The sequence below is a fragment of the Streptomyces chilikensis genome, assembly GCF_001642695.1.
In the GTDB taxonomy this organism is placed as follows: domain Bacteria; phylum Actinomycetota; class Actinomycetes; order Streptomycetales; family Streptomycetaceae; genus Streptomyces; species Streptomyces chilikensis.
This window is the reverse complement of the sequence record NZ_LWCC02000176.1, coordinates 1-13,054: the sequence shown is the minus strand read 5'-3', so window position 1 is coordinate 13,054 and position 13,054 is coordinate 1. Positions and strand designations below refer to the sequence as shown.

At 73.5% G+C, this 13,054-nt stretch carries 11 protein-coding genes and 1 pseudogene; all 12 read right to left on the bottom strand.

Annotated elements, in window-relative coordinates:
* Positions 1–66 precede the first annotated feature (66 nt).
* Positions 67–1,839 carry a hypothetical protein gene (locus A2U95_RS30750; RefSeq protein ID WP_166029125.1) on the bottom strand — a complete coding sequence of 591 codons (1,773 nt, stop codon included), beginning with the start codon at positions 1,837–1,839 and terminating at the stop codon, positions 67–69.
* A 231-nt stretch (positions 1,840–2,070) separates the two neighbouring features.
* On the bottom strand, positions 2,071–3,318 hold the full coding sequence (locus tag A2U95_RS30745) for an MFS transporter (protein ID WP_166029123.1): 1,248 nt from the start codon (positions 3,316–3,318) through the stop codon (positions 2,071–2,073).
* Positions 3,315–4,097 (bottom strand): alpha/beta fold hydrolase, encoded by a 783-nt coding sequence (locus A2U95_RS30740; RefSeq protein ID WP_166029121.1) that lies wholly within the window; start codon positions 4,095–4,097, stop codon positions 3,315–3,317. Before A2U95_RS30740 ends, A2U95_RS30745 begins: the two co-directional genes overlap by 4 nt.
* Entirely contained in the window at positions 4,094–5,242 is a 1,149-nt protein-coding gene (locus A2U95_RS30735; protein ID WP_166029119.1) for a GNAT family N-acetyltransferase, read from the bottom strand. Before A2U95_RS30735 ends, A2U95_RS30740 begins: the two co-directional genes overlap by 4 nt.
* Complete coding sequence (locus tag A2U95_RS30730) at positions 5,239–5,805, bottom strand: SET domain-containing protein-lysine N-methyltransferase (protein WP_166029117.1); 567 nt, start codon at positions 5,803–5,805, stop codon at positions 5,239–5,241. The genes A2U95_RS30735 and A2U95_RS30730 overlap by 4 nt, the downstream gene beginning before the upstream one ends.
* On the bottom strand, positions 5,805–7,055 hold the full coding sequence (locus tag A2U95_RS30725) for a preATP grasp domain-containing protein (protein WP_166029115.1): 1,251 nt from the start codon (positions 7,053–7,055) through the stop codon (positions 5,805–5,807). Before A2U95_RS30725 ends, A2U95_RS30730 begins: the two co-directional genes overlap by 1 nt.
* Entirely contained in the window at positions 7,056–7,793 is a 738-nt protein-coding gene (locus tag A2U95_RS30720; RefSeq protein ID WP_166029113.1) for a class I SAM-dependent methyltransferase, read from the bottom strand. It lies immediately after the preceding gene.
* Positions 7,793–8,968, bottom strand: coding sequence for a hypothetical protein (locus A2U95_RS30715; protein ID WP_166029111.1), 1,176 nt, complete (start codon positions 8,966–8,968; stop codon positions 7,793–7,795). Before A2U95_RS30715 ends, A2U95_RS30720 begins: the two co-directional genes overlap by 1 nt.
* On the bottom strand, positions 8,961–10,097 hold the full coding sequence (locus tag A2U95_RS30710) for a lysine-2,3-aminomutase-like protein (protein WP_166029110.1): 1,137 nt from the start codon (positions 10,095–10,097) through the stop codon (positions 8,961–8,963). Before A2U95_RS30710 ends, A2U95_RS30715 begins: the two co-directional genes overlap by 8 nt.
* A 127-nt stretch (positions 10,098–10,224) precedes the next feature.
* On the bottom strand, positions 10,225–11,322 hold the full coding sequence (locus tag A2U95_RS30705) for a serine hydrolase domain-containing protein (RefSeq protein WP_277351007.1): 1,098 nt from the start codon (positions 11,320–11,322) through the stop codon (positions 10,225–10,227).
* Between the two features lie 422 nt (positions 11,323–11,744).
* A complete protein-coding gene (locus A2U95_RS30700) occupies positions 11,745–12,821 on the bottom strand; it encodes an enoyl-CoA hydratase/isomerase family protein (protein ID WP_166029106.1) in 1,077 nt (358 codons plus the stop codon).
* Positions 12,818–13,054 (bottom strand): annotated as a pseudogene (locus tag A2U95_RS32225) (acyl-CoA dehydrogenase); the annotation flags it as partial. The pseudogene A2U95_RS32225 and the gene A2U95_RS30700, both read right to left, overlap by 4 nt.

Genomic DNA, 13,054 nt, shown 5'->3' with positions numbered 1-13,054 from the left:
CGGGCCGGTCGGGAAGCGGGACTTCCCGACCGGCCCGCCGGGGAGGCCCCGGGCGTCGCGGTGGCGTCAGGCGGGAGCCGCGCCCGCCGGACCGCCGACGGCGAGGGCGTACGGGCGCAGGCGCTCCCAGCCGCGTGACTCGTACCAGGCCCGGTCGAAACCGCCGACCGGCGGGACGCGCAGGGTGCCGTCCTGGAGGCCCCGGGCAAGGGTGCGCCACAGCTCGTCCACCAGGGAGCAGTGGCGGACCGCCTCGACCATGTCGGCCGTGGTGAACGGCGGGCCCTCCATCCGGACCAGCCGGATGTCGTAGCTGCCCCGGTAGCCGTGGCCGAAGACGGTGAACGGCGGATGCCAGACCTGCGCGCCGGGCGCGCGGATCGTGTACCGCACCCGGGAGGCGACGTGGCCTCCGTGGTGGTGCTCGGCGTGCTCCGCGATGTCGGGCACCTGCGGCGGGAAGAAGTAGTGCCGCTTCTCCGGTATCTCCGCCCGGTCGTACTCGCCCGGCGCGAAGTGCCAGCGGTTGTACATCATCCGCTGGGCGGCCCGCCAGAGGATCGGCGTGGTCTCGTCCCCGGTCCCGGCCATCCTGGTCGGGTGCGGCAGGCAGCAGCAGAAGAAGTCCCCCTTCTTCAGCGCCAGCACGCCGTCCGCGCTGCCCGGCCGGGCTCCGCGCAGCGCGGACAGGTCGCGCACGGAGCTGCTCATGCCGTAGTCGGCGTCGGTGGACACGATCGAGGACAGCACGATCGCGCCGAGCAGTTCACCGAGCGCGGAGCCGGCACCGGCACCGCCGGCGTCGGCGGCGTCGGCGTCGGCGTCGAGTGCGGCGGCGGCCAGGGTCATCGCCCGCAGGTCCGCCCGGACGTCACCGCTGGGGGTCACCCCGAGGTTCGACCGGCCGTGCCGGGCGACCAGCTCCGGCATCGTCCGCGGGTCGCGGGGCAGCGGGAAGTCCAGCAGGCGTTCGTTCTTGACGAACGTCAGCCCGTTGATCCGCCGGTAGCGCATCATCCGCGAGCGGTCGACGTCGTGCATCAGCTCCCGGACGAGCCGGACGAGCTCCAGCAGCGGAAGGCCGGCCGGGCTGCCCGGGGCGCGGTCCAGCGCGGCGCAGTACTGGGCGTGCCGGTCGAGCAGGAAGTTCCGCACTCCGGTGGCGGAGAACTGCCGGCCGTTGAATTCCTCGAACCTCACCGAACGGCCGCTGACGAAGAGGCAGTGGGCCATCACCACGAACAGCCGGTCGCTCGGCCGCCAGTCGGCGACGGGGCTTTCCCTGAGCTTCGCCAGCAGTCCTTCCCGGGTCAACGTGTTGGTCCCCGCGTCGGTTTTCGAGAAGACGTCCCGGCCGATCAGGAGGTAGACGCTCTCGACCCGTTCCACCCAGTCGGCGAGCCGGGCGAGCCGGTCGTCCAGTTCGCCGTCCTTCTCCCAGGTGCGCAGCAGTTCCTCGGCCTCGTGCCGGTCGGCGGCCTCCCGGTCCTCGACCACCCGGGTCTCCTCGGCCACCGTGTCGAGCACCTCGGCCGGGACGCGCAGGCCGCCCAGCCGCTCGGCGGACGGTTCGGGCGACTCGCCCGGCGCCCAGAGCGACAGGCCCGCCAGCGGTGACCTGGTGACCGGGACCAGGCCGGGTGCGGGCGGCTCCGCCGTCGCCGTGAACTCGACGTCACCGCGGCCCAGGACGTGCTGCACCAGTAACGACTCCCAGGCGGTGAGCCGGGAGAGGGCGAGCCGGAGGGGGATCCGTCCGTTCCTGGTGAGTTCCGCGAGCAGTGTTCCGGTCGCGTCCGATCCCGTGACGGGCGCGCCGTCGGACAACCGGGAGATCATGATCTCTCCCCCGGTACGGACGGCCCGGCGGGCATGTCGGTGGATGGGCCGGTCGTACCGCGGCCGGCGACGACGCCGACACGGTACGAGCACGTCGTGCTCGAGCGGGCAGCTCCCATTTTCGTCATTCTCCCGTACTTTCCATCAGAGGTGACAGGTCGGAAGGTTCTGAGAAAGCAAGGAATCTCACCGTGGCAGCCACCTCGACGGGTGGCTTCTCCGGGGCAGTCGCTAGGCAGTGGGCGATTCGGCCGCCTCCTGGGCCGTCTTGCCGGCCGACGTGCGCCGGGCGTGGAGGGAGCCTGCCGGCAGCAGCGCGCACAGGAGCAGCGCGGCCAGGGCGCAGCCGGCCGCCACCCCGGTCTGGGCTCCCAGGCCGAGCCCGGCCACCAGACCGCCGACCATGGCGCCGGCCGGGTAGCCGGCCATGTTGAGGCTGGAGGAGACGGCGAGCACGGCGGTCGCCCCGTTCTCCGGCAGCACCCTCTGGCGGAGGCTGAGCAGGCCGACGTCCATCGGGCCCACGGCCAGTCCGAGCAGCACGAACATCGCGGCCAGCCAGAACACGGTCGAGTGCAGGAACAGGCCCGCGACGCCGACGAGGGTCACGGCGGCGCCGATGGTCAGGAAGCGGCGCTCCGCACCGTCGGAGATCCGGTGCCCGGCGGCCAGCGAGGCCACGATGCCCGCCATGCCCGCGATCGACCAGCTGATGCCGACCCAGGACGAGTCCGCCCCGAACCCGGCCGAGACCAGCTGGGGCAGCGTGACCACGAGGACGCCGACGGAGACCTGGTACATGAAGTACACCCCGGTCAGGCCGCGCAGCACCGGGTGGACCAGGATCCCCCGCACGGCCTCCACCGCGCTGCGCAGCCCGACCTCGCCGCCGGCCTCCGGCGTGGTGCGCCCGGAGGCGGCCGCGACCAGCGCCGCGACCAGGAAGGCCACGCCGACCACGGCCACGCTGTGCCGGCCGCCGAACACGGCGACCGCGATGCCGGCCAGGGCGGGTCCGGCCATCGCGGCGAGACCGGCGATCATCGAGTCGAGGCCGTTGGCCGGTCCGCGCAGCTCGGCGGGCAACGAGAGCGCGACGTAGCTGCGGAAGGCGACGTTGCCGAAGGCGCTGGTCAGCGAGGACAGCAGGGCCAGCCCCCACAGCAGCCACACGCCGCCGGAGTCCGCCGACGCGCCGAAGGCGATGCCCAGCGTGGCCGCCGCCTTGATGACGTAGTCGGCGGCCATCCATCCGGTGACGTTGCGGCCCTGCAGGAAGCTGCCGCTCAGCGGGCTGAGCAGCAGGCCGGGCAGGGTGGCGAGCAGGACCGCCAGGCCTGCCGCCGCCGGGCGGTGCAGATCCTCCACCACGAAGATCACCACGGTGACGTCGAACATCACCTGGGCGAACCTGCCGACCGCGGTCGAGAGGGCGAGCTGGGCGCACACCCGGTCGGTCAGGACCTTGCGGTAGCTCATGTCGGTGTCGTCTCCTCAGCCATCCCGGCGAGCAACCGGCCCACCGTCTCCGGGTCGTCGAGCCAGGGCACGTGCCCGGCTCCGGGTACCAGCCGGACCGTTCCGTCCGGTACCGCCCTGGCCAGTTCGCGCGCCGACGGGGCGCCGGCCCACGGATCCTGCTCGCCGTTGACGACGAGGACGGGTGCGCCGATCCGCCCGGCCGGTTCCGCCAGGTCGTCCTCGGGCAGCCGCCCGGAGAGGAGGGCGCGGACGGCGTGGAGGTTCCAGGTCCGGGAGCAGGCGGCGAGGAAGTCCCACTGGGCCGGTCCCAGGCCGGGCAGAGTGAGCGCGAGGTCGGCGATCAGGAGGTCGCGCAGGGCGGCGTCGTCGGCGGGTGCCTGCTCCGGCGCGGTCGCCCGCGCCCGGCGCGCGGTCTCCCGCAGCGGGTCCTCGAGCGCGTCGAGGCGCCGCTCCAGCAGTTCGGGGTGGTCGGTGCCGTCCCGGAGCTGGGCGGAGATCAGGACGACCCCCGTCAACCGGGCCGGGCTCTGCGCCGCCGCGCGCAGAGCCGACCGGACGCCCGCGGAATGCGCGACGAGCAGGACCGGTCCCTCGGCGCCGGCCGCGCCGAGCAGCCGGAGCAGCCGGTCGGTCTGGAGCGCGAACGGGTCGTCGCCCCCTCCGCAGTCGCTCTCCGCGACCAGGCGCCGGCAGCCGGGCGGCAGCGGGAGCCCGGCGAGGGTGTCGCCGCCGAGTCCCGGCCCGCCCGGCGCGAGCACCGCGCTCGGCGCGCTCACGTGCTCCCCCCGGCGGGTGCCGGGCCCGCGGCGCCGCCCGGTGACCGCTCGGCCGCGTCGGCGGAGACCTCGGTGAGCAGTCGCTCCGCCTGCGGGGTCAGACCCCGGATCCACAGGGCCTGCCGGTAGGCGACGCAGCCGCGGTGGTGCTTCGCCTCGTCCGCGGCCGGGCCGTACTCCACCGCGTGGAAGCCGTGGGCCGCGGCGTGCTCGACCAGGTGGTAGTAGGCGAGTTCGAAGTAGACGGGCAGCCCGGCGATCTGCTCGTAGTCGAAGCCCGGGAACAGCGCGTACACCCGCCCGGCGTAGGTGCTGGACACCACGCAGCCGACGATCCGCCCGTCCCGTTCGGCGAGGTGGGCCTCGGCCCGGCCGTCCGTGATCCCGGTCAGCGCGGCCACCCATTCGGCGTAGCGGTCGAGGTCGACCCGGCCGCCGTGCCGGGTCACGTTCTCCTCGGCCAGCTCCACCAGCGGCCGGGCCAGCTCCCGGGTGAGCGGGACGGTCCGGCAGGTGATGCCGGCGTCCCGGACCCGGCGCCGCTCGGAGCGCACCGACACGCGGCGCTTGCTGGTGATCTGCTTCAGGTAGTCGTCGAACCCGGCCCACGGTCCCTCCAGGGCCCAGCGGGGGCTCAGCGGGAAGCGCCGGTAGCCGCGCTCGTTCAGGAGGGCGATCAGCTCCTTCTCGCGCTCGTCCACGCTGGGCCAGCAGACCGAGGCCGCGCCCTCGGACGCCCCCCAGCCCTCCAGGGCGTCCACCACGGCCGCCAGGTCGGCCGGCGCGCCGTCACCGAGCCGGTGGGCGACCCGGCTGTCGTACCAACCGCCGGCGAGCAGGGTCGGGAACAGGGGCGCGCCGCGCTGCGCGGGGATCTCCATGAGGACGTCGGGGCGGCACAGGTCCTCGGTGCACTCGCCGTCGAACAGCCAGCCGGCCGTACCGGCGACCGCGGTGCCGTCGCGTTCGGCCAGCGCGGCCCGGGCGTCGCGCAGGCCGCCCCCGTAGGTGCCGGGACCGACCTCCATCCAGCCGGGCAGCAGGAACAGGTCCCGCTCGCCGAGCAGGGGCAGCCAGGAGTCCGCGGGGACGTCCTCGATCCTCAGGAGCCGCGCCGCGGCCGCCTGGTCGGGCAGAACGGTCACGGTGCCTCCTTCGGCCCGGGCCGGCCGGCCGGTGCGCCGTCCACCTGGCCGGCTCTCAGCGGGAGTTCCTGCGGGACGGTACGGGCGGCGGCCAGGGCCGGCGCCATCCGCCGCTGCCACTGCGCGGCCAGGTCCCCGGGAGGGTCGCCGGCCGAGGAGCGCACGGTTCCCGGGCAGCTCCCGGCCCGGCAGCGGCAGTCGAACTCCCACGGGACGTCGTACCGGAAGGTGCGGTAGTCCCCGGTCACCTCCTCGCCGGCCTCGATGTCGCGGACGGCGATGCCCCCCGCGAGGCCGTGGTCGAGGACCGTGGCCTCGCAGGAGTGGTTGAGCAGGTGCGCGCCCCGGCAGGGCAGCAGCAGGCTCCGGTCGGCCAGCCGGTAGCCGAACTCGTCCAGCCAGTCGATCACTTCGGGTGGCGTGCCGCGCAGTTCGGCGGTGTCCCAGGTCCGGCACTGCGGGCACGGCCCCCACAGGACCGTGCCCATGGGGATGTCGCGCAGCGCGATGACGCCGGTTCCCGACACCGCGCTGAACCCGGGGTGGAGGGCGGAGTGCAGCATCACCCGATCCCCAGTATCTGTTCCACGTGCCGCTCGACCTCGGCGACGGACGCGTCGTCCTTGCCCACCACCAGGTAGCGCCACTTGCCGTCCACGGCCACGGTGTCGGCCGTCAGCACGGCCCGCGCGTCGGCCGCGGGGTCGGCGAGCCCGGCCGCGGCCAGCTTCCCGACCGCGTCGGCGAAGTCCGGCCCGCCCGTGCCCTGCCGGACGTCCGCCCGCCAGTGCACCGGCGAGTCCCCGGGCCGCAGCCGGCGCGCCAGCTCCTCCAGGTAGGTGCCGCCGGTGCGCCGGACGTTGGCCTCGGTGACGACGTAACCGCCGTCGTACACACCGCAGTCCACGTCGAAGATGCCCCGGTAGCCCTGCTCGTGCAGCCAGCCGCCGATGGCCGCGGCCGCGCTGCGCAGCTCCTTGTCGTGGGGGCCGGCGGCGGCCGGCGTCACCATGCCGGTCCAGGCGTTGTTCACGGTCCGCTGGTCGCAGCTGTAGAAGTCGGTGACGCCGCGGTCGCCGACCTCCATCTCCATGCTCGGAGCGGCGGTGAACGGCAGGAACTCCTCGTACACCCAGCCGCAGTCGCGGGCGGGCTGCCCGGCGACGGCGTCCTGGACCTGCTGCTCGATCGAGCGCCGCGCGTCCGGCCGGATCACCGTGTTTCCGTAGCCGTTGGAGGCCCGGTTGGTCTTGATGATGGCGGCGGGGTGGTCGGTCAGGAACTCGGCCGTGCGGCTCGCCAGTTCGGCGGGGGTCTCGGCGTGGCCGCCGTCCGCGACGGGCAGTCCCAGGCCGGCGGCGATCCGGCGGAAGCCGTCCTTGGTGTTGATCAGGCGCAGCGCGTCGAGCGTGCCGTCCTCGGGCAGCCGGGTGTAGGGCAGGACGCGCACCCCGGTGCGGCGGCCGAAATCCAGGACCGGCCCGTCCAGGACGAACGGCTTCAGCTCGGGCCGCTCGGCGATCCGCTCCAGCGCCCCGAGGTCGGCGGCGACCTCCAGCGCGTGCACCCCACGGATCTCGGACGGCGCGACGATCTCGACCCGGTCCACGTCGAGGCCGACGACCTCGGCGACGTAGTCCCGGAAGGCGGAGCTGCACGGCGCCAGCATGACCACGCAGTCGCCGGGCCGGGCCTGCCAGAGCTTGCGGGGGGTCACCACGGCCATCGCCCGGCGGTAGGCGTCCGTCGGCCGGTCGGCCATGATGTCGCTGACGATGTTGGCCAGAATCGTCCGGTTCGGCTGCTCGGTCACTCAGTCCGCCTTCCGCTTCGCGGTGAACAGGGCGTGGCCCGCGTACATCCAGGCGAGGTCGACCTCGACGAAACCGGCCTCGCGCAGCCAGTCCAGGTGCTCGGCCACCGTGGACGGCTTGTCGACGGGGTCCGGGCCGACGAGCCGGTAGTGGTTCCACTCGGTCTTCTCGAACATGACGGCCGCCTCGTCGCCGCCGAACTGCTCCTCGGACGCGCGCCGCACCGCCTCGTCCCAGTGGTCGCCGGCGAGCTTGCGGGCGGCCGGACCGGCGGGCTCGACCAGGTCGGCCATGACGAAGACGCCGCCCGGCGCGAGCATCTCGTGCACGTCCCGGTAGAGGACCTGCTTGCCCTCACCGTCGAGGTGATGGACCGCCAGCGAGGTCATGACGCCGCCGTAGGTCACGCCGGAGCGCCACGCCCGGTCCTCGATGTCGGCCTGGACCCGGTCGTACCGGCCGCCGAACGGCTCGAGCCGTTCGGCGGCCATCGCCAGCATCTCGGGGGACCGGTCCAGCACCGTGACCCGGGCGTCGGGGTGGCGGCGCAGGTACTCCTCGGAGAGGCGCCCCTCACCGCAGCACAGGTCGAGGACGTGCGGGACGGGAATGCCCTCCAGCAGGTCGCACACGGCGCCGGTCTGCTCGCTCCGGCGCGGTACGAAGGCGTTCCCGTACCTGCTGAACACCTCGGTGTCGGACAGCTGCCAGGTGTCCGCCGGGGACGTGTCGCTCATCATGCCTCCATCGGTTCGAGAATCTGCTGTGCGCACAGCCACTGGGCGAGCTGCCCGCACTCCTGCGGTACGTCGTTCGCCGCGGCTCCGTTCGAAAGCGCCGCTTCCAGCCATCCGCGCGGGACCGGTCCGTCGGCGAAGTCCGCGGCGTGGCCCAGGGCGGCCACGGTCAGGCGCCCCGGCCCGGCCGGCGACCACACCACGGGGGCCGTCGACACGCGCCTGACGGACCGTGGCACGGCCGGCGGGGCGTCGGGCGGGGCCGGTCGCATGCCGAGGGCGGTCAGCCGGGCGAGCAGCGCGGCGTCGCTGCCGGTGAACGAGACGTGCGCCCGGTAGCCGGCCAGCCAGGGGGCGGGCACCTCGCCGTGCAGCCGGTCCTGCCACGGGACGAGCAGTTCGGCCTCGACGTCCAGGGTCCGGGTGTAGGAGGCGATGTTCAGCGCGACGGACGGCTCGTGGGTCTCGCCCACGTGCCAGATGCCGCTGCGCCAGAAGAAGCCGCTGCCGGCCGTGGCGGTCAGGAAGTGGCCGTGCTCCAGCACGGAGCGCCGGTCCAGGCTCGGCAGGTACTCCTCCGGCACCTCGTCCTCGGGCTCCACGTCCTCGCGCAGCTCCGTCCCCTCGGGCACCCAGTCCGTGCCCTGCCAGAAGTGCATGCTCTTGCGGCCGGCCAGCACCAGGTGGAGGTTGGTGCACCCCTCCCGGTGGATGCCTCCCGGGGTGTTCCGGTAGGCGCCGTAGAACACCTCCGCCTCGACGTGGCCGGGCGGCAGCCCGAGGCGCGGCGCGTGCGGGGCCAGCAGTTCGACGATGACGCGGAACAGCTCCCGGTCGTGCTCCTGGACGGTCCGCGCGTAGACGAACAGGTCGTCGTCCCCGCCGAACTTCTCCTGCCGGGCGAGCCAGGACGCCGGGCTCGCGCTGTCCGCCCCGGTGGTCGGCCAGCACTGCGGATCCCGGATCAGCTCCCCGTTGACCAGCAGTTTCACGTAGTCGCGCTGCCGCCCGGCCGCCTCCGCGGCGTAGGTCCGGGCAAGCGCCGCCCACGCCCGGTCGGCGGTCAGCTCCGGCGCGGACCAGGCGAGCGCCGAGGTGGTGCCGCCGGGATCACCGAAGGCGACGGTGCCGGGGGTGCGTTCCGGGGCCGGCCGGGGTGCGAGCCGCTCAGTCATCGGCCTCGTCCCCTTCCGCGACGGCGCCGCCGGCCGAGGGCGTCCGCGCGCCGCCGGTGCCGTCGCCGTCGCCGCGCGGCGGATAGAGGTGCGTCCTGCCCCACGGGTCGGTCACGCGGCGCGTCCCGCCGTCGCCGCCCTCCGGGGCCTCGGGGTCCTCCAGGTACGACGGGCCGATGGGCACCTTCCCGTGGCCGCCGGGGATGTCGAGGACGTAGGTGGGCTGGCAGGTGCCGGACACCCGCCCGCGCAGCCGGCGCATCAGCTCCTGGCCCTCGTCGATGGTGGTGCGGAAGTGGCCGGTGCCCTGGGCGAGGTCGCCGTGGTGGAGGTAGTAGGGCTTCACCCGGTTGGCCACCAGGGTCCGGAACAGGTCCTCCAGCGCCTCGGGGGTGTCGTTCACCCCGCGCAGCAGCACCGTCTGGCTCAGCAGCGGGATGCCGCCCCGGTTGAGCCGCTTCAGCGCGCCGCGCGCCGCCTCGCCGATCTCCTGGCTGTGGTTGGTGTGGACGACCACCCACACGGGAGTCTCCGTGCGGAGGACGTCCACCAGTTCGTCCGTGACGCGCTCGGGGTCGACCACCGGCACCCGGGTGTGGAACCGGATCACCTTCACGTGCTCGATCTCGTCCAGCGCCGCCATGATCGGGCGGAGCCTGGTGGGCGAGATGATCAGCGGATCGCCGCCGGTGAAGATGACCTCCCACACCTCGGGGTGGGAGCGGATGTAGTCCAGCGCCGCGTCCAGCTCGTCCGCACCGAGCATCCCCTCGCCGGGGCCCACCACCTCGCGGCGGAAGCAGAAGCGGCAGTAGACCGGGCACAGGTGCATCGGCTTGAGCAGCAACCGGTCCGGATAGCGGTGGGTGATCCCCTTGACCGGGGTGAAGGGATCGTCGCCGATCGGATCCGCGCGCTCCTCCGGCGCGACGACCAGTTCGGCCCCGGTCGGAACGAACTGACGGGCGACCGGATCGTCCGCGTGCGCGATCTGCTCCTGCATCACGCCGGTGATGCTCACGGCATACCGTTTCGCCACATCGCGGATCTCCGGCAGACTCTCCTCGGAGATGAGGCCGTTCTCCAACAAGGAATCGGTTGTCTTGATCGTGCGGGGACGACTGCGCATGGCTCCGCCTGTCCTGTGCGGTTTCATGGATTCGGAAATTCTCGAGCACCCACATGAGTGGCCGGATTCGTTCCCGGCCCGGTTCCTCGGTAAGCCATTCGATTTCCGCCGGATTCCCCCCGGCTTCCTACCGGACCGTCCGAATCAGCTCTCGTCCGACGGAAAGCCGGTCGTCCGGGTTCCCGGGCATCCTGGTCACCGTGGTGGCGACGGCCAGGTCCCGATCGGGTTCGTACGCCATGACCACGCCCCAGCAGCCGCAGTGGCCCCACCACCTGCCCGGCCCCAGCGCAAGGGTGCGGATCCCCATGCCGCGCCCTTGCGCGCCGCGCGCCTCGACGGGCGCCAGCATGGTCGCGAGCGTGGCGGGCCGCTCGAAGACCTCGCCCCTGAACAGCGCCCGCACGAATCCGGCCAGGTCGGGCATCGTCGAGACCAGTCCGCCGCCGCCCCAGAGGTCGCAGGACGGATCGACGGCCAGCAGGTCCGCACCCGACACGTACTGGTGCGCGCGTTCCGCGCCGGCCGCGGGCGTGGGCTCCAGGGACTCCAGGTGGATCGAGGCCAGACCCAGCTCCCCGAGCGGCAGCAGCCCGCGGTACGCGGCGGCCAGCGACCGCCCGGTGACCCGTTCGAGGATCTCGCCGAGGATCACGTAGCCCGTGTCGGAGTAGTGGAACTCCTCCCCGGGCGGCGCCAGCGGACGGCCGTGCTCGACCGCCCATCGCACCTGTTCCAGGCGGCTCCACCGATGAGCGGGGTCGGCGAACGCCTCCGCGTCGTAGTCGGGATCGCTCCCCCAGTCGTAGAGCCCGGCGGTGTGCTGGAGAAGGTGACGCACGGTCATCCGCGTGGGCTCGTAGGCCCCTTCCGCCAGCAGGCCGAGGACCTCTTCGGAGGCCAGGGCGGAGACCGGTTCGTCCAGCCGCAGTTCACCGCGCTCCACCAGTCGCAGCACCGCGGCCGCCGTGAAGGTCTTCGTGACCGACGCGACGCGCACCGCGGCCGTCGGGCGCAGCTCGCGCCCGGTGACGGCATCGGCGACCCCGCTCGCGCCGGCCCAGTGCCAGCCCTCACCGCGCAGCGCGGCGAGCACACCGGGCTGGGATCCGGTTGCCGAGTGGTACGCGCGAAGCGTCTCCGAAAGCCTGCCGCGCGCCGGCGGTCCGTTCAGCTCGCGCGCCCGCCGCGCGGAATCATGGCCCCCACTTAATCGCACGCACATCGCCCCCCGCCAACTGAGTTGAAAGGACGTTCTTCAACAGCCCGCGACAATTCGACTAGCACCTGGCGATAAAGCTCAACCCTCGGCCCGAACCCGGCCGTAAATCCCGGCACCCCCGCCTCAGGCGAAGCCGACAATAGAACAGGGAGATTCACGCCGCAACCGATCCGCGATGTCCAGTTCATGGACAATTGCCGGAGATGGATTATCGCCGTAATCGCCGGACGAGGAATATTCATGATCAAACATGAGGTATGCCACACCTCGTGCTCCGGAGAAGGAGGCGACCCCCACCCGGCCGGTCGGACGGGCAGGCGGAGCTGGGCCGGCGGACGGGTGAGGCACCTGGCGGACGGGTTTCGGTCAGGGAATTCGTCTCCCCGTCCCGCTCCGCCCCGCGCCTGCCGTCCGCCGGGCCCCGCTCACCCGGCCGTCCCCCCGGCGGCACCGGTGGTGAGGAAGTCCGCGAAGGGGCCCGGTTCGCGCCCGGGGAGGGGCGTGAACCAGCGTTCGACGTCCGCGTCGGTGACCTCCTGGAGGGTCGCGGGCGACCAGCGCGGGGCGCGGTCCTTGTCGATGATCCGGGCACGGATGCCCTCCACCAGGTCCGGTGTGGTGAGGGCGGTGCAGGACAGGCGGTACTCCTGGTCGAGGACTCGTTCCAGCGTGCCCAGGCGGCGGGCGCGGCGGAGGGCGGCCAGGGTGACCTTGAGCGCGGTCGGTGACCGGTCGAGCAGCGTCCGGGCGGTCTCCGCGGCGGTCGGGTCACCGTGGGCGAGGAGCCGCCGGACGATCTCCTCGACGGTGCCGGCGGAGAAGCAGGCGTCGATCCATGTCCTCCGGTCCGCCAGGTCTCCCGGGGGCGCCGTCCGTACGTGACGTGCCAGGGCCTCGCGCACGGGCAGGCCGGCGAGGTCGTCCACGAAGCCCTGGAGCGCGGCGGACGGCACGTGGTGGTCGGCGAGTCCGCAGAGCAGGGCGTCCCCGGCGCCGATCTGATCGCCGGTCAGCGCGAGGAAGGTGCCCAGCTCGCCGGGCGCGAGGCCGAGCAGGTGCGTGCCGCCGACGTCCGGGACGAAGCCGATGGCCGTCTCCGGCATGGCGATCCTCGACCGCTCCGTGACGATCCGGACGCTGCCGTGGGCGGAGACGCCGACGCCTCCGCCCATGACGATCCCGTCCATGACGGCGACGTACGGCTTGGGGTAGCGGGCGATCCTGGCGTTGAGGCGGTACTCGTCGCGCCAGAAGGCGGCGGAGGCGGAGCCGTCGCCGTCGCGGGCGTCGTCGTGGATGGCGCGGATGTCGCCGCCCGCGCACAGGCCCCGCTCCCCCGCCCCCGTGACGACGACGGTCTCGACGGCCGGGTCACGCTCCCATTCGGTCAGCGCCTCCTCGATGCGCAGCACCATGGCGTGGGTGAGGGAGTTGAGCGCCTTGGGGCGGTTGAGCGTGATGTGGCCGGCCCGGCCCTCCGCACGGATGAGGACGTCGGTCATCCGAACGCCCCCGTCATGTCCCCGGCCGTGGTGACGCGCATGGTCTCGTCGGTTCCTTCCAGGATCCGGTGCGCCCGCGGGTCGCGGACGATCTTCTCGACACCGTACTCGCCCGGGCCCCGCGGCCTCCGCGCGGCCTGCTGCGCCCGCCCCGCGCACGGCCGCGCAGGCGCGGCGCCGGACCCCGTCCCGACCGGGCCGAAGGCCTCCCGGGCCGCACGCCGCGCGGGGCC